This window comes from Ruegeria sp. AP12 (assembly GCF_056540025.1).
In genome coordinates this window covers 1-689 of the sequence record NZ_JBQFVZ010000214.1, presented here as the reverse complement: position 1 = coordinate 689, position 689 = coordinate 1, and the positions used below count along the sequence as shown (strand labels likewise).

Below are 689 nucleotides of genomic sequence, written 5' to 3'. Positions count from 1 at the left end.
GTAAGTTCGGTTTCGATCTCAAAACCTCGTGACAAAGCTGGGAAGCTTTTAACAAATCGGCGCGAAAAAACGCGATACCCAGAGAGCATATCACGGGTGCGGTCTCCGAAAATCCACCGCACCAAACCGGTCAATGCCCAATTGCCGAACCTATGCCCGGGCCGGTAAGCTTCCTCAATATTCGTAACACGACATCCAGTTACCATATCAAGGTTCTGTGCTAGCAGCATATTTACCAGACGCGGGGCCGCGGCTGCTTCGTAAGTGTTGTCGCCATCGACCAGCACATAGCAATCGGCATCAACATCGGCGAACATTCGCCTCATGACATGTCCTTTGCCCTGTTGGGTTTCGCTGCGCACCACAGCACCGGCTTCTGTGGCTACCTCAACAGTGCGATCGTTCGAATTGTTATCGTAAACATATACCGTTGCGTTCGGGAGCACGGCTTTGAAATCGCGTACGACAATACCGATTGAAGCTTCTTCGTTGTAGCATGGTACAAGGACGGCAACGCTTGTCAGCGAAGGTTCAGTTTCCGTTGCATTCAGCTTTGGGACATCAATTTGAACCATAACACCAACTATAGCGAACGTTAAAATTTCAGTGATCAGAATAGTCGGCAATTTCTTCTAAGTTAAGAAGATAAAACCAAAAAGGGGGATCTCCTCAGGTTCGAGTAACAAAAA

Annotated in this window: 1 protein-coding gene; it reads right to left on the bottom strand. The window is 48.5% G+C overall.

Translation table 11 applies throughout. From position 1 onward, the window contains the following. Window positions 1-626, bottom strand: a 626-nt coding sequence (locus ACR0E6_RS22345; protein WP_480587501.1) for a glycosyltransferase family 2 protein, incomplete at its 3' end; no start/stop codon positions are given. Window positions 627-689 lie beyond the last annotated feature (63 nt).